At 74.0% G+C, this 18,241-nt stretch carries 15 protein-coding genes; 5 read left to right on the forward strand and 10 right to left on the reverse strand.

From position 1 onward, the window contains the following. The first annotated feature begins 249 nt into the window (after positions 1–249). From ettA to ACFXDE_RS41735, 3 genes are all read left to right on the forward strand, one after another. Positions 250–1,914 (forward strand): energy-dependent translational throttle protein EttA, encoded by a 1,665-nt coding sequence (gene ettA, locus ACFXDE_RS41725; protein ID WP_380499424.1) that lies wholly within the window; start codon positions 250–252, stop codon positions 1,912–1,914. Positions 1,915–2,023: 109 nt separating this feature from the next. After that, complete coding sequence (locus ACFXDE_RS41730) at positions 2,024–2,500, forward strand: acyl-CoA thioesterase (RefSeq protein WP_380499425.1); 477 nt, start codon at positions 2,024–2,026, stop codon at positions 2,498–2,500. A gap of 94 nt (positions 2,501–2,594) precedes the next feature. Further along, the gene (locus ACFXDE_RS41735; protein WP_380499426.1) at positions 2,595–3,287 is read left to right on the forward strand and encodes a hypothetical protein; all 693 of its coding nucleotides are present in this window, start codon (positions 2,595–2,597) and stop codon (positions 3,285–3,287) included. Positions 3,288–3,375: 88 nt separating this feature from the next. On the opposite strand, the gene ACFXDE_RS41740 is transcribed toward ACFXDE_RS41735, so the two are convergent. From ACFXDE_RS41740 to ACFXDE_RS41785, 10 genes are all read right to left on the reverse strand, one after another. After that, positions 3,376–3,780 (reverse strand): globin, encoded by a 405-nt coding sequence (locus ACFXDE_RS41740; RefSeq protein WP_380436696.1) that lies wholly within the window; start codon positions 3,778–3,780, stop codon positions 3,376–3,378. Between the two features lie 101 nt (positions 3,781–3,881). Continuing rightward, positions 3,882–5,042, reverse strand: a complete 1,161-nt coding sequence (locus tag ACFXDE_RS41745; protein WP_380499427.1) for an ABC transporter permease — start codon at positions 5,040–5,042, stop codon at positions 3,882–3,884. Then, complete coding sequence (locus ACFXDE_RS41750) at positions 5,039–5,956, reverse strand: ABC transporter ATP-binding protein (protein ID WP_380499428.1); 918 nt, start codon at positions 5,954–5,956, stop codon at positions 5,039–5,041. The genes ACFXDE_RS41745 and ACFXDE_RS41750 overlap by 4 nt, the downstream gene beginning before the upstream one ends. Positions 5,957–6,087: 131 nt before the next feature. After that, positions 6,088–7,044, reverse strand: a complete 957-nt coding sequence (locus ACFXDE_RS41755; RefSeq protein WP_380499429.1) for an FHA domain-containing protein — start codon at positions 7,042–7,044, stop codon at positions 6,088–6,090. A gap of 262 nt (positions 7,045–7,306) precedes the next feature. Further along, complete coding sequence (locus ACFXDE_RS41760) at positions 7,307–8,662, reverse strand: VWA domain-containing protein (protein ID WP_380436703.1); 1,356 nt, start codon at positions 8,660–8,662, stop codon at positions 7,307–7,309. A 103-nt stretch (positions 8,663–8,765) separates the two neighbouring features. Next, on the reverse strand, positions 8,766–10,094 hold the full coding sequence (locus tag ACFXDE_RS41765; protein ID WP_380499430.1) for a protein phosphatase 2C domain-containing protein: 1,329 nt from the start codon (positions 10,092–10,094) through the stop codon (positions 8,766–8,768). Positions 10,095–10,097: 3 nt separating this feature from the next. Then, the gene (locus ACFXDE_RS41770) at positions 10,098–12,614 is read right to left on the reverse strand and encodes a tetratricopeptide repeat protein (protein ID WP_380499431.1); all 2,517 of its coding nucleotides are present in this window, start codon (positions 12,612–12,614) and stop codon (positions 10,098–10,100) included. A gap of 5 nt (positions 12,615–12,619) precedes the next feature. Beyond that, positions 12,620–13,972, reverse strand: coding sequence for a hypothetical protein (locus tag ACFXDE_RS41775; RefSeq protein ID WP_380448849.1), 1,353 nt, complete (start codon positions 13,970–13,972; stop codon positions 12,620–12,622). Between the two features lie 215 nt (positions 13,973–14,187). Then, positions 14,188–15,144: a glutamate ABC transporter substrate-binding protein gene (locus ACFXDE_RS41780; protein WP_380448852.1), complete on the reverse strand. Its 957-nt coding sequence runs from the start codon at positions 15,142–15,144 to the stop codon at positions 14,188–14,190. Between the two features lie 15 nt (positions 15,145–15,159). Further along, positions 15,160–16,617, reverse strand: coding sequence for a hypothetical protein (locus ACFXDE_RS41785; protein WP_380499432.1), 1,458 nt, complete (start codon positions 16,615–16,617; stop codon positions 15,160–15,162). Between the two features lie 315 nt (positions 16,618–16,932). On the opposite strand from ACFXDE_RS41785, the gene ACFXDE_RS41790 reads away from it, so the two are divergent. Together ACFXDE_RS41790 and ACFXDE_RS41795 are read left to right on the forward strand one after the other, a co-directional pair. After that, the gene (locus ACFXDE_RS41790) at positions 16,933–17,508 is read left to right on the forward strand and encodes a nucleosidase (RefSeq protein ID WP_380441879.1); all 576 of its coding nucleotides are present in this window, start codon (positions 16,933–16,935) and stop codon (positions 17,506–17,508) included. Between the two features lie 83 nt (positions 17,509–17,591). Beyond that, positions 17,592–18,110 carry a DinB family protein gene (locus tag ACFXDE_RS41795; protein ID WP_380499433.1) on the forward strand — a complete coding sequence of 173 codons (519 nt, stop codon included), beginning with the start codon at positions 17,592–17,594 and terminating at the stop codon, positions 18,108–18,110. Positions 18,111–18,241 lie beyond the last annotated feature (131 nt).

Consider the following 18,241-nt stretch of genomic DNA (forward strand, 5'->3'; position numbering starts at 1 on the left):
CGCACCAGCTGCGGGGAGCCGGGCCGTCGGCGTTGCGGGAGGCATCGCGGGAGGCGTTCCGCGAGGCGTCCCGGTCGGCTGGAGCGGTCGGGCCGGAGCGGGTGCGCCGCAGGTGGGCCCGGTGCGAGCCCGCCGGGCCGTCCGGTATACCCCGGTGGGGTCACCCGGGCGGTTCGGGGCTCCCGGCCGGTGCGGCACAATGGAAGGCTGCAAGCCGAATTACTCCCGACGACGCCGGAGCGATCTCACGTGGCGGAATACATCTACACGATGCGCAAGGTGCGCAAGGCGCACGGAGACAAGGTCATCCTTGACGACGTGACGCTCAGCTTCCTCCCCGGGGCGAAGATCGGCGTCGTGGGCCCCAACGGTGCCGGTAAGTCCACCGTGCTGAAGATGATGGCCGGCCTGGAGCAGCCCTCCAACGGCGACGCCTTCCTCTCGCCCGGTTTCACCGTCGGCATGCTCCTCCAGGAGCCGCCGCTCGACGAGTCCAAGACGGTCCTGGAGAACGTCGAGGACGGCGTCAAGGAGATCAAGGGGAAGCTCAACCGCTTCAACGAGATCGCCGAGCTGATGGCGACCGACTACTCGGACGCCCTGCTCGACGAGATGGGCAAGCTCCAGGAGGACCTGGACCACGCCGAGGCCTGGGACCTGGACGCCCAGCTGGAGCAGGCCATGGACGCCCTGGGCTGCCCGCCCGGCGACTGGCCGGTCACCAAGCTCTCCGGTGGCGAGAAGCGCCGCGTGGCGCTCTGCAAGCTGCTGCTGGAGGCGCCCGACCTGCTGCTCCTCGACGAGCCCACCAACCACCTGGACGCCGAGTCGGTGAACTGGCTGGAGCAGCACCTGGAGAAGTACAAGGGCACCGTCGTCGCCGTCACCCACGACCGGTACTTCCTGGACAACGTCGCCCAGTGGATCCTGGAGCTCGACCGCGGCCGCGCCTACCCGTACGAGGGCAACTACTCCACCTACCTGGAGACCAAGCAGTCCCGTCTCAAGGTCGAGGGGCAGAAGGACGCCAAGCGCGCCAAGCGCCTCAAGGAAGAGCTTGAGTGGGTCCGCTCCAACGCCAAGGGCCGCCAGGCGAAGTCCAAGGCCCGTCTGGCCCGCTACGAGGAGATGGCGGCCGAGGCGGACAAGATGCGGAAGCTGGACTTCGAGGAGATCCAGATCCCGCCGGGCCCGCGCCTGGGCAGCGTCGTCATCGAGGTCGAGAACCTCAACAAGGCCTTCGGTGAGAAGGTCCTGATCGACGACCTGAGCTTCACCCTGCCGCGCAACGGCATCGTCGGCATCATCGGTCCGAACGGCGCCGGCAAGACCACCCTGTTCAAGATGCTCCAGGACCTGGAGACCCCGGACAGCGGCACGGTCAAGGTCGGCGAGACCGTCAAGATCAGCTACGTCGACCAGACCCGCTCCAACATCGACCCGAAGAAGACCCTCTGGGAGGTCGTCTCCGACGGTATGGACTGGATCAACGTCGGCCAGGTCGAGATGCCGTCCCGCGCCTACGTGTCGGCCTTCGGCTTCAAGGGCCCGGACCAGCAGAAGCCGGCCGGCGTGCTCTCCGGCGGTGAGCGCAACCGCCTGAACCTGGCGCTCACCCTCAAGCAGGGCGGCAACCTGCTGCTCCTCGACGAGCCCACCAACGACCTCGACGTCGAGACGCTCTCCTCGCTGGAGAACGCCCTGCTGGAGTTCCCCGGCTGCGCCGTGGTCATCTCCCACGACCGCTGGTTCCTGGACCGGGTGGCCACCCACATCCTCGCCTACGAGGGCGAGAGCAAGTGGTTCTGGTTCGAGGGCAACTTCGAGTCGTACGAGAAGAACAAGATCGAGCGACTGGGCGCCGACGCCGCCCGTCCGCACCGGGCCACCTACAAGAAGCTGACCCGCGGCTGACACCCAGCTGTCACGACGGCCCGGCAGACTGCCCCCCGGGGCGGCCTGCCGGGCCGCGGCCCGCCGCCGCCGAACCGCGGCGGGCGACCGGACACCGAGGAGAACACCTGTGGCCCGCCACATCTACGCCTGCCCGCTGCGCTGGTCCGACATGGACGCCTTCGGGCACGTCAACAACGTGGTCTTCCTGCGCTACCTGGAGGAGGCCCGGATCGACTTCATGTTCACCCAGGCCGCCGCGGCCGGTGCCGGGGAGTTCGCGGGCGGGTCGGTCGTGGCGCGCCACGAGATCGACTACAAGCGGCCGTTGGTGCACCGCCCGGAGCCGGTGACCATCGAGACCTGGGTGACCAAGATCGGTGTCGCCTCGCTGACCGTGGCGTACGAGATCAAGGACACCGCCGAGGACGGCGGCGACATCGTGTACGTCCGCGCCTCCACCGTGGTCGTGCCCTACGACCTGGCCGAGCAGCGCCCGCGCCGGATCTCCGCGGTGGAGCGGCAGTTCCTGTCCCGCTTCGTGGACGAGTCCGTCCCGGCGCAGCAGGGCGAGCTGAAGGCCGAAGCGGCCGTCGCCGTCGCCTGAGCGCAGTACCCGAGCGCAGTACCCGAGCGCAGAACCCGAGCGCAGAACCCGAGCGCAGAAACCTCCTACCGATACCGATGAGAGCCGAACCGCGTTGACCACCACCGACCGCCTCGCGCTGACCGATGCCGGCGAGGCCGCCGACCTGTCCGCCTTCCTGCTGCGCCTGCTGCGCTTCGACAAGGCGGCGTCGGTGCGGTTGCAGGCGGTGGCCCCGGCCGAGGGCGAGGGCGTGCTGGCGGTCTTCGGGCGGCTGCCGCTGGGCGGTTCGGGCGCGCTGGCGATCCGCACCGCGCGGCTGACCGGCCTCGGCGAGCCGGTCGACCGGACCGTCTCGGCGGGCCAACTGCTGGACGCCGTCGACGCGGGGACGGGCGCGGTCGCGCTGCCCGCGCCGGTGACCGGCCCGGCCTGGGCCGGGCTGCTGCCGCCGCGCACCGGCTGGCGTCCGGTCGGGGAGTCGGCGGTGGCCCGGGTGTACCCGGAACTGATGGCCGGCGTGCGGGAGTTCCGCGAGCGCAGCGAGGCCGTCCCGATACACCACCGCAGCCGCGCGGTGCTGGACGACCTGGCCGACGAGATCTGGTCCCGCCCGGTGGCGGCGCTGCCGGAGCTGCCGCTGCGGGCGGTCCACGCGGCGTACGTGATCGGCTTCCTGAAGCCGGACGCCCCGCTGACCGTGCACCGGGCCGGCGGCTGGCTGCGGCTGAGCGCCCCGGCCGGGTCGGTGGCGGTCCGCACGGCGGCCGCGCCGGGCGCGGGGCTGGGGCTCAGCCCGCTCAGGTAGGTCCGCTCGGGCCGGGCTGCTCGGGCAGGTCCGCGCAGGTAGGTCCGCTCGGGCAGGGCCGCAGGGGCCGATCAGCCCTCGGCGTTGATCAGCCCTCGGTGTTGATCATCGAGGCGGCGGCGTAGGTGAGGTAGTCCCACAGCTGCTGCTCGTCCTCGGCGGGGAGGGCGAGTTCGTCGACGCCCGCGCGCATGTGCGTGAGCCAGGCGTCGTGGGCCGCGCGGTCGACCTTGAACGGCACGTGCCGCATGCGCAGCCGCGGGTGGCCGCGGTGCTCGCTGTAGGTGCGCGGGCCGCCCCAGTACTGCATGAGGAAGAGGACCAGGCGCTCCTCGGCCGGGCCGAGGTCCGCCTCGGGGTACATCGGGCGCAGCAACTCGTCCTCGGCGACGCCCTGGTAGAACCGGTGGACCAACCGCCGGAAGGTCGGCTCGCCGCCGACCTTGTCGAAGAAGCTCTCCTCGCTGAGCGTGCCACGCCGGATCTCATTCACCCGACCATGGTCGCAGACGCCGACGGGGCCGTACACCGGGACCAAAGGCGTACGACCCCGCGGGGTTGGGCCAGTGCCGTGGCACTGCCGGGGAGCTACGGTCAGACGTCGTCCCACTTGAACAGCTTCGCCGAGACGAGCGTCAGCACGACGGCGAAGCCCAGCAGGATGCCCATGGCGGGCAGCGCGTCCATGACGCCGCCGCCGCGGCTGAGCACGGACCCGGCGGCGTCGACCAGGTGCCGCAGCGGCAGCACCTCGGAGATGGTCTTCAGCCAGCCCGGGGCGTCGTCCATCTTGAAGAAGGAGCCGGAGAGGAACGACATCGGCAGCACGATGATCTGCGAGATGCCGTTGGCCGCCTCCTCGGTCTTGGCGATCGAGCCGGCCAGCAGGCCGATCGACATGAAGGCGATGGTCGCGCAGACCACCAGCGGGATGATCAGCCACCAGTCGCCGCTGAGCTTGAGCCCGAAGTACGGCGTGGTGGCGACGACCAGGAAGATCGCCGTCTGGGCGAGGGCGGTGACCACCGACACCACGACCCGGGAGGCGATGACCGAGAAGGCGCTGACCGGGGCGAGCCGCAGCCGGCGGAGCACCTTCTGCTTGCGCCAGCCGACCAGGGTCAGCGAGGCGCCGAACACGGCGCCGGTGGCGACGGCCCAGCCGAGCAGGCCGGGGGTGAGGAACTGGATCGGCTTGAGCGACTGGTCCTCGACCTGGGTCGCGTCCAGCGAGAACGCCGGCGGCTTGCCGGTGGCCTGCTGGTAGGCGGCCTGGTTGGCCTGCTGGACGATCGCGTTGAGGATGCCCTGGACGGAGCCGGCGCGGACCTGGTCGGCCGCGCTGAAGTGCAGCTCGATCCTGCCGTCCGGGCCCTGCTCGATCAGCGCGTCGAGGTCGCCCTTGCGCACCTTGGTGAGCGCGGCCGCCTCGTCGTCGGTCCTGGTGATCTCCAGGACCTTGTCGAGCTCCGCGCGGCCCTCGCCCTGCACCGAGTCCAGCACCTGCACGGCGCCGACCTGGGCGACCTTGGCGTGCGGGCTGGTGGCGCCCTTGAGCAGGGTGCCGAACAGCAGCAGGAACATCAGCGGGAACAGCATGACGAAGAAGACGGCGCTGCGGTCGCGCTTGAACGACAGCAGCATCGAGCGCGACAGGCTCCAGAAGGCGCTGACCCGCTCGTTGTCCGCGGCGGCGTCGGCCGCACCGCCGCGCTGGGCGGGCACCTTCGGCTCGGTGGACTGGGTGGCGGTCATGCCCGGTACTCCCGTCCGGTCAGCTGGAGGAAGACGTCCTCCAGGGTGGCGCCGCGCACTTCGAGGCCGCGCAGGGCGTTGTGCTCGGCGAGGACGGCCAGGATCGGGGCCGGGAGGCGGGTGGAGAGGGACAGCGTGGTGCCGTCGTCCTCCAGGGAGGCGATGTCGGCGCCGGCCGCGGCGAGCAGGTCGCGCGCCCGGTCGAGGGCGAGCTGGCCGGACTCGACGCTGATCCGGACGGTGTCGTCGATCTCGCGGATCAGTGCCGCGGGGGCGCCGGTGTGCAGGATCTTGCCGTGGTCCATGATCGAGACCCGGTCGCAGAGGATCTCGGCCTCGTCCAGGTAGTGGGTGGTCAGGACGACGGTGCGGCCCTCGCGGTTGATGTCCCGCAGGAGGTCCCAGAGGTTGCGCCGGGCCTGCGGGTCGAGGCCGGTGGTGGGCTCGTCGAGGAAGACGAGCTCCGGGTCGTGGGCGAGCGCGCAGGCGATGGACAGGCGCTGGGCCTGGCCGCCGGACATCTGCTCGGTCATCACCCCGGCCTTGTCGGCGAGGCCGACGCGCTCCAGCATCGCGTCGGCCCGCTTGGGGCCGACCCCGTAGAACGACGCGAAGGTGCGGATGGTCTCCCGGGCGGTGAGCTTGCGGAAGAAGGCGGAGGCCTGGAACTGCACGCCGATGCGCGGCAGCAGCTGCGGGTTGCGCGGCCAGGGGGCCATCCCCAGCAGCTCGATCCGGCCCTCGTCGGGCTTGCGGATCCCTTCCAGGATCTCCAGCGTGGTGGTCTTCCCGGCGCCGTTGGGCCCCAGGATTCCGTAGAATTCGCCGGCTTCGACCGTGAGTGACACCCCGTCGACAGCCTGCACGTCCCCGTACCGCTGACGGATGCCGTCAGCGGATATAGCTGCAGTCATGAGCCCAGAGCGTAGGGCGTTCGTCTGAAAATATGCACATCGGCGACCAGAGATTTGTGCATTGTTTGAGGAACCGGGAAAACGCAGGGCCGGGCGGATTTTCCGATCCGCCCGGCCCTGTTGACCGTTGGTCAGGCGCGGTGCACGGTGATGGTCGTCCAGGCGCCGATGTGGATCCGGTCACCGTCGTTCAGCGGCACGGCGACGTGCGGCGCGATCGGCTCGGAGCCGCCGTTCACCGTCGTGCCGTTGGTCGAGTCCTGGTCGACCAGCACCCAGCTGCCGTCCGCCTGCTCGGCGAGCAGCGCGTGCTGGTGCGAGGCGCCCGGGTCCTCCGGCGGCACCGACAGGTCGATCTCCGGGACGGTGCCGCGGTGCTGGCTGCGCCGGCCGATCCGCAGCTGGCCGCGGCCGGTCAGCGGGACGCGCCGCTCGGGGCAGTACGGCGGGAAGAACAGGCCGGCCGCCTCGGGGCCGCTGCGGGCCATCATCTCGGTGAAGTACTCGCGGTCGGCCGCGACGACGGCGATCCAGTTGGTCCGCACCGGCTGCGGCGGGACGGCGGCGTGCTGCTGCGGATCCGGCTGCGCCGGCATCGGCGGGGCCAGGTTGAACGACGTGCCGAAGTCGCGGTTGCCCGGGTCGGCGTAGACCGGGCCGGAGTCCTCGCGCACCGGGGCCTCCGGGAAGGCGGCCTCGGGGTAGCCGTTCTCGGGCGGAGGGTAGCCGTAGGTGTGCGGTTGCACGGGCGGCTGCGGCTGCGACGGCATGGGCTGGGCCGGCGCGTGCTGCTGGGCCGGCGCGTGCTGGTGGACGGGCGGCTGCACCGGGGCCGGTGCCGGGCCGCCGTACGCCGCCGGGATGTTCAGCGGCGCGGGCGCCTGCGCGGGCGGGGGCACCGGGGCGTGCCCGGCCGGGGCCTGCCGGCGCGAGGGGGTGGACAGGTCGTAGTCGTACCCGCACTCCTCGCAGAACCGGCCGGTCTGCGGGCTGCGGCAGATCGGGCAGACCGTCAGGCCCTCGGTCAGGCCCTGCGGCGCCGGGGCGGGCGGGGGCGGCGGCACCGCGCCCGGCGGCATCGGCGGCATCGGCGCCCCGTACGGTGCACCCCCGTGCTGCGGGTGCCCGGCGGGTGCGCCGGGCGCGGGTGCGGCTCCGTACGCCCCCGGGTGGGCTCCGGGTGGGGCCGGGGGCGGCGGAGTCATCGGAAAGCCGCAGAAGTCGCACCAGTCCTCGGCCTGCGACTCATGGCCCCTCGGGCAGATCGGCATCAGGTCCCCCTCAGTTCGTGCCGGCTTGGGGCGGCGGTCGCGCCGGGCGGCGGCCCGGTCACGTCTTCAGCGGTAGCGGTCACTTCTTCACACGTACGGTCTTCGTCGACCGGGTCTCGAGGGTCATCGAGTCGGCCTCGCTCACGTTCTTACGGAACCGAACCGTACCCTCCTTGGCGTCGACGACGTCCACCACCTTCTGGAGCAGCTTGTAGGTGCCCTCGTTGCCGGTCGCGTGGGCGATCCGGACGGCGGCGCCGAGCTTGGCGGTCGCGGTGTCGACGTCCCCGGCGCGGTGCGCCTCCAGGCCCTCCTGGATGGAGGAGGCGAGCTCGGCCTGGCCGGTGTAGTGGGCGACCTGCGGGCTGATCCGGGTGGAGGAGGCGAGGTCGTCCGTCCAGACGGCCTTGACCAGGCCCTGGGAGAGCACCTCGGGGGTGCCGCCGGCGGCCTGCGGGGGCAGCACGAGGCTGACCCGGGCGGCGAGCATCTCGTTGCCGACCGAGGCGGCCGGGACCTCGACGCACACGTGGTAGTCGCGGCTCTCGTCGCCCCAGGAGCCGGTCGGGTAGTCGCCGGCCCGCGGCCCGGCCTCGGCGCGCCGGGCGGTGAGGTCCTCGACGCTCGGGGCGACCTGCTTGACGAACTTGACCGAGGCGTTGGCCGGGGTCCAGATCCGCAGCGCGACGTCGGCGACCTGCTTGCCCATGGCGCCGGCCATCATCGAGCGGAAGTCGTCGGCGAGGCCGCCCGGTTCGGCGACGATGTCGACGGTGCCGAGCAGCGCGGAGGAGATCGTGCGCAGCTCGTCGATCCGCCAGTCGGTGCCGACGCCGCGGCAGTCGGCGGTGAAGTGGCCGGTGACGCGCTCGATGTTGCGGGCGAGGTCCTGCGCCGACTCGTGCTCGTTGTTGCCGTCGGTGAGCAGGATGGCGTGCCGGATGGAGATGTCGCGGCGGGTCAGGAAGAGCTTGTCGGCCTTGGCGAGCCAGGTGCCCATGGCGGTGCCGCCGGCCGCGGTGAGGCGGCGCAGGGACTCCTTGGCGTGTTCGCGGGTGGTGGCGGAGGCGGTCGCGAGGGTGCCGTCGCCGGGGTAGATGTCGCGGGCCTCGTGGGTGCCGGCGACGACCGCGAAGGCGGTGCCGTCGCGCAGGGCGTCGATGGCGGCGGCGGTGGCCTCGCGGGCGCCGTTGATCTTGCTCTTGGGGTAGTCCATCGAGCCGGAGCAGTCGACCAGGATGACCACGGCGGCGGTGCCGGCGGCCCCCTGCGTCCCGGCGTCGGCGACGCCGAGCGGGCGGCCGCCGGTGGTGCCGCCGCCGGTCGCGGTGACGGTGACGATGGCGTTGACCTCGCGGGCACCGTCGGCGAGGAACTCGTTCTGGAAGATGTCCACGTCGAACCTGGGCAGGTTCGGCTTAGCCAGTGTTGCCATGGGCCGGTGGCTCCCGTCGGGATGAAGGGTTGATGCGGGATCGGTCGGTGCACCCGCCCGGCGCTCGGGCCGGGCGGGGCGGGCGGGACGGACCGTCGGGACGTCAGGCGGTCGGCGGGTGCGGCGGCTGCGGCGGGACGGGCGGCACCCCGGGGGCGCCCGGCGGGCCGGCCGGCGGCGCGGGCGGTGCCGGCGGGGCGGACGGTGCCGGCGGGACCTGCGGCGGCAGCGGGGCGGCCGGGGAGCCGATCACCGGGAGGTCCGGCAGCGTCGGTTCGTAGTCCGGGTCGTCCTCCGGGTCCGGCCGCGCCCCGGCCGGGGTGATCACCGGCAGGTCGAGGGCGGTCGGGGTCTGCTCGACCTCCTCGGGGTCGGGCCGGGCGGGCGGGTCGATCGGCAGGACGGCGACGGTGATGTTGTCGTGGCCGCCGGCCGCGACCGCGAACCTGACCAGGGCCTGGGCCGCCGCGAGCGGTTCGGTCCGGGCGTCCGGCCGGACGTAGTAGGCGAGGTCGGTGGCGGCCTCGGCGTAGTTCCACAGGCCGTCGGTGCAGACCAGCAGCACCCCGGGGACGTGCGGGGTGAAGTCCAGCGTGTGCGGGACGACCTCCTCGGCGTCGGCGCCGAGCCAGCCGGTGATCGCGTGGGCGCGCGGGTCGGCGTAGGCCTCGGCCTCGCCCATCAGGCCGGCCTCGACCATCCGGGCCGCCCAGGAGTCGTCCTGGGTGAGCCGGAAGGGCTCGGCGGCGGCCCGGTCGTCCGGGATCCAGTAGGCGCGGGTGTCGCCGACCCAGCCGATGGTGACCCGGCCGCCGGCCGCGATGGCGCTGACGTAGGTGCAGGCGGGCGCGTTGAGGTCGGGCCGGGCGGGCCCGGCGCCGGCCCCGGCGAGGTCGGCGACGGCCTTGGCGGCGTCGGCGATGGCCCGGCGCATCGCGGCGTCCGGGTCGGTGCCGGCCTCCAGGGCGCTGAGCAGCGACTCGGAGGCGGCGTCGACGGCGGTCTCGGAGGCCTGGTCCGGGCGGTCCGAGGAGGAGACGCCGTCGCACACGACGGCGACGACGACGGGCTCGCCGCCGGGCAGCGAGGTCGCGGCGACGGTGAAGGAGTCCTCGTTGCGGTGGTGGCGCACGCCGCGGTCGCTGACCCCGGCGACGCCCGCGAGGGCCTTCTCCATGTGGTCGCGCGGGCGCGGCTGGGCGCCGCCGCAGGCCTCGCAGTAGCCGTCGGCGCCGACCTGCGGCAGGCCGCAGTGGACGCAGACCGGCCCGTGCTGCTGCGCGGGGACGGACTCGGCGCGGGGGGAGGCCCAGCCCGCGGGCATCGCGCCCGGGGCGGGCCGGCTGTCCCGGCCGGTCCCGCAGGCGCCGCAGAAGGCGTCCTCCGGGGCCAGCGGTTCGGAACAGCTCGGGCACACGGTCTGCTGCGGCATCGGTTACACCCACGTCCTGGGGCGGGCGCGGTTGGCCCGTTCCACCATCTCGATCCTGGTCTCGGCCCGGTCTGCCAACCGGGCGAGTACCCGGTAGGACTGTTCCAGGGCGAAGCGCAGTTCCCGCTCGTCGGCGGGTCGTCCCAGCACCGTCGGCCGTCCGCCCTGGCCGGCCCCGGCGGAGCCGGCGGTGACCCAGCCGAGGGCGGCCTGGAGCACCTCGACGGACAGTTCCTCGCGCCGCCGGTCGTCCAGCCGCAGGGCCGTCAGCTGGTCGGAGCCGGCCGCGAGGTCGGCGCCGATCGGCTCGGTCGCGGCGCGCTCGCGCAGCCGGGCGCGGACGGCGGCGATGCGGGCGGCGGTGTACTGGCTGGAGGTGGCCGGGACGGACTCCAGGACGCGGACGGCGTCCGGCCGCATCCCGTCGTCGAGGCGGACCCGGGCGAGGCCGAAGGCGGCGCTGAGGTAGGACTGGTCGGTGGTCCAGACGAGCCGGTAGAACTCGGCCGCGTCGCCGCCGTCGCCGAGCAGTTCGGCGCAGATGGCGAGGGCCAGCTTGGGGGCGCTCTCGCCGGGGAAGGCGTCGTAGACCGCGTCGAAGGCCTCGGCGGCGGCCCGCAGGGAGGCCTCGTCCGGCTCGCCCGCGCTCGCGTCGGCTCCGGCGGTGGCGCCGACGAGGGCGGTGAGGCCGCGGTACCAGACGACCCGCCAGTCGTCGGAGTGGTCCTGCTCCAGGGTCGCGAGCGCGGCCAGGGCCTCGCTGTGGCGGCCGAGTTCGAGCAGGGCGCGCAGTTCGCGCAGGCGGCGTTCGGCGGAGTCGGCGGGGGCGCCGGCCAGTGCGGCGAGCGCCTCCTGGGGGTCGGTGGCGAGCAGGGTCGCGAGGAAGCCCGCGTTGGGGTCGCCGGGGTCGACCCGGGGGACGGGCAGCGCGAGGGCGGCGGCGGCCGGGTCGAGCTCGGCCACCCTGAGCTGCCCGGTCTGCTCGGTGGGCAGCACCAGCTCGGTGTCGACGACGCGCAGTTCGGGCCCGAACAGGGTGGAGAGCGCGGGCCGGGCCCGGCCGTCCTGGAGGGCCAGGACCTCCCGCAGCACGCCGGTGAGCTGGTCGGCCATCTCCTCGGCGGAGGCGAAGCGGCGGGCCGGGTCGGGGTCGGTGGCGCGGACCAGGAAGCGGTAGTACGACTCGTACGTCGCGAAGACCTCGACGTCCTCGGGGCCGGGCAGCGTGTCGCGGTAGGTGGTGCTGTAGCCCTGGAAGTCGAAGGTGAGCACCGCGAGGGTGCGGGCGACGGTGTAGAGGTCGGAGGCGGGGGAGGGGCCGAGGCTCGCGATCTCGGGGGCCTGGTAGCCGACGGTGCCGTAGATCGGGCCGTCGTGGTCGAGGCGGCAGACCGCGCCCATGTCGATGATCTTGAGCGCGTCGCCGCTCTGGATCACGTTGTCGATCTTGAAGTCGCAGTAGATCAGGCCCCGGGCGTGCAGGTACCCGAGCGCCGGCAGCGCCTCCAGCGCGTACGCGATCCCCACCTCGACGGGCAGCGGCTCGCGCCGGCCGTCCGCGGTGCGGCGGTCGTTGGCGATGTCCTTGAGCGACTTGCCGCCGACGTACTCCATGACGATGTAGCCGTCGGTGGAGCCGGTGCCGATGTCCAGGTGCTCGGCGAAGTTGATGATCCGGACGATGTTCGGGTGGTCCACCTCGGCGAGGAAGCGCCGCTCGGCGACGGCCGCGGCCAGCGCGTCCTCGTCGCCGGTGTTCAGCAGGCCCTTGAGGACGACCCACTTGTCGTTGACCCGGCGGTCCACCGCGAGGTAGATCCAGCCGAGGCCGCCGTGCGCCAGGCAGCCCACGACCTCGTACTGCCCGCCGACGAGGTCCCCGCGGCGCAGCTTGGGCGTGAACGAGTACGGCGTGCCGCACTTGGTGCAGAAGCCGTCCGGGCGGCCCGGGCGGCCGTCCTTCTCCCGGCCCACCGGGGCCTCGCACTTGGCGCAGAAGCGCTTGCGCTCGGGCACCTCGGGGTTCTCCAGCACCGCGAGGGACGGGTCGGCCGTCTCCACGGTCGGGACGGTCACCAGGCCGGCGCCGAGCCGGCTGCGGGTGCCCGCGCTGACGCTGCCGCGGGTGCTGCGCACCGAGACCGAGCGGCTGCTGCCGGTGCGGGTCGAGCGGTGCGAGCGGGAGCGGCCGGACATCGAGCGGGCGGAGCCGGTGCGGGCCGAGCGGACGGAGTTGCCGGTGTCCGGGGCGACCCGGGCCGAGGGCACGTACGGCTGGGTGGTGCCGGTCTCGCCGCCGGGCGCGGTGAGGCCGCACTCGTCGCAGTAGCCGTCCGCGTCGATCGTGCCGGAGCAGTCGCGCGGGCAGGGGGCGCCGGGGCCCGCCGCCGCCTTCGGGGGCGCGGCGGCCTTCGCGGAGGTGGTGCCGGCCACCGGGGCCAGCCCGCACTCGTCGCAGTAGCCGTCGGCGTCGATCGTCCCGTTGCCGGTGCAATCCGGCCGTGTGCACGCCTCGCCCATCAACCTCAGCCCCCCTGTACCTGTCCGTCGACCGGCGTCTGGCCGGCCTCCTCGTGTGCGGACTCGGCGTGCGCCGGCCGCAGCGACTGCTGGAAGCGGGCCACCGCGGCGGCCGCCGCCCGCAGGTCGCAGGGCGCGCTCCACAGCAGCCAGCGCGCCTTCTCGTACCGCTCGATCACTTCCGGGTCCTCGGACACCCGCAGCCGGGCGGCCATCGCCTTGTAGGCGTCCAGCCGGCCGCGCAGTTCCGCCCGCACGGCGAGCGGCTGGGTGACCTCGGTCAGCGACTGGCGGGCGCGGGCCAGCTCCTTGGCGGCCGCGTCCTCCAGCGCGTCCAGCAGCGGCGCCAGCCGGCCCCACTGCCCGGCCTGCCGCAACTCCAGTGCCACGACGATCCGTTCGCGCAGCGCCGAGGCCGGGCCCGGTACCGCGGGGACGTCGCTGGCGGCTATCTTCGCCAGCACCTCGCCGCGCGCCCGGCGGGCCTCGCCGAGCGTCGCGTCGGCCCGCTGGAGCAGGTCGCCGACGCCCTGGAGGCGCTCCTCGGCGTCGTCGCGCAGCCGCAGCAGGTTCTCCAGCTCCAGCCGCACGCCGTCCAGCGCCCGCCCGGCCCGGTCGAAGCGCTCGGTGTCCACCACCCCGGACGGGGAGGCGAACGCGCCGCCCTCCGGCACGGTGCCGCGCTGGGCGGGCACCCGGGCCGGGCGCCACAGCGCGAGCGGGTCGCCGCGCACCTCGGTGCGCAGGGCCGTCAGGTCGGCCTCCAGCCCGGCCAGGTCGTCGCCCAGCGGGTGGGTGGCGGCGTGGACGCCGAGCGAGGCGGCGAGCGTGCGCACCCGGTGCAGTTCGGCGAGCAGCAGGTCGATCCTGGCCGGCAGCGCGGACCACACCGCGTCGGCGGCGCTGACCACCTCCAGGACGGTGGCGTACCAGGAGTTCATCCTGGCCATCAGCGCGTCCAGGCTGACCCGCTCGACGAGCTTGGCGGGCGCGCCGAGCAGCTGCGGCCCGTCCGGCAGCGCGCCGCCCGGGACGGTCACCGCGTCGCCGGTCAACAGCTCGCTCAGCTCGGCGAGTTCGGCCGAGCCCGGCTTGGCCTTGCGGGCCCGCACGGCGCGCGCGGAGGCGAGCGCCTCGGAGTACCGGTCGAACAGCGCCCACAGCAGCGGCAGGCCCTTCCCGGCGACGGCCCAGCGCTCCTGCGTCCGCCCGGACAGCTCGGCGCCGTCCAGCAGCCGCAGGCCCGGGTGGTCCTGCAGGGCCAGCAGCGCCGACTCGACCGCGTCGCGCTCCGCGCCGAGGCGCGCGAGCGCGCGGTCCACCTCCTCCCGGTTCAGTACCGGGCCAGCAGATGCCACCGCCGTCCATCCTTCCTTCACCGACCCGGCCCTGACGGGCTGCGGATCTCCCCGTGCACGACGGGTCTCCCCGTGGTGATCGTCCCGAACCCTAGCCGGTGCTCCTTCGGGCGGAGCGGGCGCGGGGCGTCAAGACGGCGTCAACGGCCCGCGTGCGGGCCGTGGCCGCCCGGCGGCCCTGCGGAGGGCCGCCGGAGGGCCTCCGGCGGCCGTTCCTAGTGGGCCGTCGCGCCGGGCCAGTAGTGGTCGGCGTCGTTGAGCATGTACGGCTTGAGCCACCGCTCGTACGAGCTGCGCCAGGCGCCGCTCGCGTAGTAGTCGGCCAGCACCTGGTTGACCCGCGCGGTGAGATCGGGGCTGCTCTTGAGCATCGCGACGCCGATGACCTCGGGCTGCGCCTCGCCGTCCACGATCCGCACGGTCTGGTCCTGGGCGGCCTGGCCGGCCGCGAGGCCGTCGTCGGTCATCGTGGCGTCGACCTTGCCGAGCTGCATGAGGACCAGGCAGTCCAGCTGGTTCTCCACCGGGACGACCTGCTTGGCGGTCTTCTTGACGTCCTTCAGCACCGTCGCGGCCGTGGAGCCGTTGGCGGCGCACACGGTCTTGCCGGTGATCGCGTCGTCGAGGTTCTTCGCCGGGGACGACCGGGGCACCAGCACCCGCTGGGTGATGTTGAAGTACGGCTTGGAGAAGGCCACCTGCTCCATCCGCTGGCAGTTGATCGTCATGGTGCGGACGATCAGGTCGACCCGGCCCTTCTGGATGGCGTCGACCCGGTCGGCCGTCGCCACCGGCTTGAGGACGACCCTGTTCGGGTCGCCCATGATCGCCGCACCGATCGCGCGGGCGAGGTCGATGTCGAAGCCCTCGATCTGGCCGGTGTTCGGGTTGCGGGCGCCCCAGCGGAAGCTGTTCTGGTCCACGCCGATCACCAGGCTGCGCTTGGCCTTGACGGCCTTCACCGCCGGGCCGTCCTCGGTGCTCGGCGGGACGCTGCCGTAGATGTCGCAGGGTCCGGCCTGCGCGGCCTGTGGTGCCGGCGGCGACAGCGGTGCCGCCTCCGCCGCCAGCGGTGCGGCGCCGGACGGGCCGCCCCCGCCGAGCACGGCCGCGCAGGACGCCAGCAGCGCCAGCGCCGTCACCGTGCGGGTCCGTACGGTCCCCTTGCGCATGTGTCCGTCCCCCCTCTACCGGTACTCGGCCAGTCGGCGGCCGAGGCCGCGCAGCGCCGCCACCGCGGCCAGCAGGCCGAGGACGGCGGCCGCGGCGGCGGTGGTGCGCAGGTCGCCGTCGGTGCCGTCGGCGGCCTTGTGGAACTCCTGCTGCTCGGTGTCGGCGGCCTTCGCGAGCTGCAGGTCGGTCGCGTTGAACGCGGCGTCGGCGGTCCCCGGCGCCTTCGCCGGGTCGGCCGTCACCGTCGCGTCCAGGGCGCCCTGGTAGTCCGCGTCGTCGGTCTCCAGCTTCTTCGCCGTGTCGTGCCGGGAGGACCACGAGTCGAACTGCTGGGCCGCCTCGCCGACGGTGTCCCGGGCGGACGCCGGCGCCAGCCGGAACGCCTCCGGCAGCGAGCCGGGGCGGGACTCCTCCGGGGTGCCCGCGGGCACGGCCTGCGCCAGGTGCGTCGTCGTCGCGGACCACAGTTCCGCGTACTTGGTGGTCGAACCGCGGGCGACGTAGTGCAGGTTCTCCGCCAGGCGGGCCGTCAGCACGTCCACCCGCGCGGTGTTGAGGGCGCGCAGCGGGGTGGCGCCGAGGCGGTCGCTGTCGTCCAGGGAGGAGCTCGTGGTGGCGCCGGTGACGGCGAGCCAGAGCGCGCCGGAGAGGACGGCGGCGGTGGCGCCCAGCAGGCCGACGTTGAACACCCGGTTGGTGCGGCGGAACAGCACCACCTGCACCCAGACCAGGGCGCCGAGGGTGAGCACCCCGAGCGCGTACCCGGCCCAGGGGGCGGACTTCGCCTCCTCGTAGTCGTTCGAGAGCTCCTTGTTCTCGAACGTCGTCAGCTCGGCGGCGGCCGGCAGCAGCACGTTGCGCATCTGGTCCGAGGCGTAGCGCAGGTAGGCGCCGCCGAGCGGGAAGCCCTGCCGGTTGTCCGCCCGCGCGCTCTCCACCAGGCCCGCGTAGACGGGCAGTTGCTGGTTCAGCCGGGCCAGCGAGCCCTGCGCGGGGGAGGAGGACGTCGTCCGGGCGGCGGCCTCGGCGATCAGCCGGGCGGCCGTCGAGAGGTCCTGCTCGTAGCGGTCCCGGACGGCCTTCGGCTCGGTGCCCGCGAGCAGGAAGCCGGTGGCCGCGGTGGTGTCCGCGTCCGCGAGCGAACGGTGGATGTCCGCCGCCGCCTGGCTCAGCGGCTGGCTGTACGACACCACCCGCTCGGCCGCCTGCGCCCGGCTCTCCAGCTGCCACGCGCTCAGCCCCCCGAACGCCACGGTCAGCACCGCCAGCACCGCCCCGGCCAGCCGCAGCCGGCCCGGCGCGGTCCGCGCGGCGCGCGCCAGCCGGGCCTTCACGCCGGACGGCGGCAGCGCCGACGGCACCCCGCCGGGCCGCGGCGCCGGGGCGCCCGCCCGGCCCGGTGCCGCCGGCGGACGGTTCGGCCGTGCCGGAACCACGGCGCCCGCCGCGCCGCTACCTCTTGGTGTCGCCACCCGCCTCATCCTCCCCTGGGGCCCGGCCCGTCCTCCGGTGCCCGGCCGATGCCAGCAGTATGGCCGTGACTCCCCCCGGCCACACCCGAGTTGCGCCGATCTTGAGCTTCGCCGTGCACGATTGGGGCCCGCCGCCTCCGCGAATTCTTCATACGTATTCCCGTACGGACCCGTCGGGCGGAGGCGGGCGGCGACCGCTGCGACGCGGATCGGGGCCCGCGCGGTTCCCGGACGCCCGGTCCGGGAGCTCCGGCCCGTACGTCGTCCGGCCGTCGCCGCCGGGGCTCCCGCGCCCCTGCTCCGTACGATGGGGCCATGCGCCTGCTTGGAACGATCGCCCCCGACCGCCCGCTGCTCGTCGTCGCCGTCCGCGAGGAGGCCGCCCACCTGGACGACCGGCTGCCCGTGCTGCTCACCGGGATAGGGAAGGTCAACGCCGCCGCGGCGCTCGCCACCGTCCTCGCCCGGGGCGAGAAGCCCTCCGAGGTGATCAACCTCGGCACGGCCGGCGCGCTGCGCCCCGGCTGGGAGGGCACCCACCACGTCACCCAGGTGATCCAGCACGACCTCGACTCGCCCGCCCTGCTGGCCCTCACCGGCCGCAGCTACGGTGCGCCGCTCGTGGTCGGCAAGGGCGAGGGCCCGGTCCTCGCCACCGGCGACCTCTTCGTCTCCGACCCGGCCGCCCGCGACCGCCTCGCCGAGCACGCCGACCTCGTCGACATGGAGGGCTACGCGGTCGCCACCGTCGCCCACCGGGCCGGCCTGCCGGTGCGCCTGGTCAAGCACGTGAGCGACGAGGCCGGCGAGGGCGCCGTCCGCTCGTGGCAGGAGTCGGTCGACGACTGCGCCCGGCACCTCGCGGAGTGGGTCGCGGCGCAGGGCTGGTGACGGGAGCGGGGCTGGTGAGGGCAGCGGGGACGGTGACGGCGCAGGGCTGGTGACGGTCCTTCGGGTCTGACTAGGGTGGCGCGGTGACCGAGAACGCCGCGCCCTCCCCGCGCCCCGACGTCCGCCCGCCCAGCGTCAACGCCGACGAGCCGACCACGCTGCTCACCTTCCTCGACTACCTGCGCGAGGCGGTGATCGCCAAGCTCGCCGGGCTGCCGGACGACGACGCCCGCCGCCCCGGGGTCGCCTCCGGGACGAGCCTGCTCTGGCTGGTCCGCCACCTCGCGGTGGTCGAGCACAACTGGTTCGAGTGGGCCTACCGGGGCGTCGGCGAGCAGCCGCTGGAAACGGACGAAGTCCCGCTCGGCGACGCGACGGTGGCCGGCGAGATCGCCGCCTACCGGGCCGCGATCGCCCGGTCGAACGCCGTCGCCGCACAGGTCGGCGCCGACCTCGACCGGCCGGGCGCGCGCTCCCTGCGGCCGGACGGCGAGGCGCCGTCGCTGCGCTGGGTGCTCGTCCACATGATCGAGGAGACCGGCCGGCACGCCGGGCACGCGGACATCATCCGCGAGCAACTGGACGGCGCGACCGGGCGCTGAGGCGGGGTGGGGGGCCGCCCCAACCGGGGCCCCCCCCCCCCCCCCCCCCCCCCGCGCAGGGGAGGATAAACAAAAGACGGCGCCGGCGCGATTGGGAGTGGTTGTATCAGGGGGGGGGGGGGGGGATAAAA

Origin of the sequence: Kitasatospora sp. NPDC059408 (assembly GCF_042751525.1) — a bacterium.
Taxonomy (GTDB): domain Bacteria; phylum Actinomycetota; class Actinomycetes; order Streptomycetales; family Streptomycetaceae; genus Kitasatospora.

What these genes read in the sequence shown, in the direction of transcription:
- ACFXDE_RS41745 (WP_380499427.1), bottom strand. Translation starts at nt 5,042, where the DNA reads ATGACCGCCACCCAGTCCACCGAGCCGAAGGTGCCCGCCCAGCGCGGC.
- ACFXDE_RS41750 (WP_380499428.1), bottom strand. Translation starts at nt 5,956, where the DNA reads ATGACTGCAGCTATATCCGCTGACGGCATCCGTCAGCGGTACGGGGAC.
- ACFXDE_RS41755 (WP_380499429.1), bottom strand. Translation starts at nt 7,044, where the DNA reads ATGCCGCCGATGCCGCCGGGCGCGGTGCCGCCGCCCCCGCCCGCCCCG.
- ACFXDE_RS41760 (WP_380436703.1), bottom strand. Translation starts at nt 8,662, where the DNA reads ATGGCAACACTGGCTAAGCCGAACCTGCCCAGGTTCGACGTGGACATC.
- ACFXDE_RS41765 (WP_380499430.1), bottom strand. Translation starts at nt 10,094, where the DNA reads ATGCCGCAGCAGACCGTGTGCCCGAGCTGTTCCGAACCGCTGGCCCCG.
- ACFXDE_RS41770 (WP_380499431.1), bottom strand. Translation starts at nt 12,614, where the DNA reads ATGGGCGAGGCGTGCACACGGCCGGATTGCACCGGCAACGGGACGATC.
- ACFXDE_RS41780 (WP_380448852.1), bottom strand. Translation starts at nt 15,144, where the DNA reads ATGCGCAAGGGGACCGTACGGACCCGCACGGTGACGGCGCTGGCGCTG.
- ACFXDE_RS41790 (WP_380441879.1), top strand. Translation starts at nt 16,933, where the DNA reads ATGCGCCTGCTTGGAACGATCGCCCCCGACCGCCCGCTGCTCGTCGTC.